Consider the following 293-nt stretch of genomic DNA (forward strand, 5'->3'; position numbering starts at 1 on the left):
CGGAACTGCCCGCCGAGCTGGCGGGCATCGCGAGCGAGGCCGCCGAGCTGGTGCTGGTGCTCGAGCGGGAGCCCGCGGGGATCTCGGCGGCGATCACCTCCGGCCTCACCGAGGCGATGTCCGGGCCCCGCGCCGTGCTGCTCGGCGACGTCCCCGCGCTCGACCCCGCCGAGCTGGACGCGGCCCTCGCGGCCGCCGGGCAGCATCCGCGCTCCTTCGTGCCGGATGCCGACGGCGCGGGCACCGTGCTCGTCACGGCGCGCGAGGGGGTGCCCTTCGTCGAGGCCTTCGGC

General features: G+C 78.2%; 1 pseudogene. It reads left to right on the forward strand.

The features are described from left to right. Positions 1 to 293: pseudogene (locus FJ658_RS16545) on the forward strand (2-phospho-L-lactate guanylyltransferase); the annotation flags it as partial.

The organism is Schumannella sp. 10F1B-5-1, assembly GCF_006517535.1.
In the GTDB taxonomy this organism is placed as follows: domain Bacteria; phylum Actinomycetota; class Actinomycetes; order Actinomycetales; family Microbacteriaceae; genus Schumannella.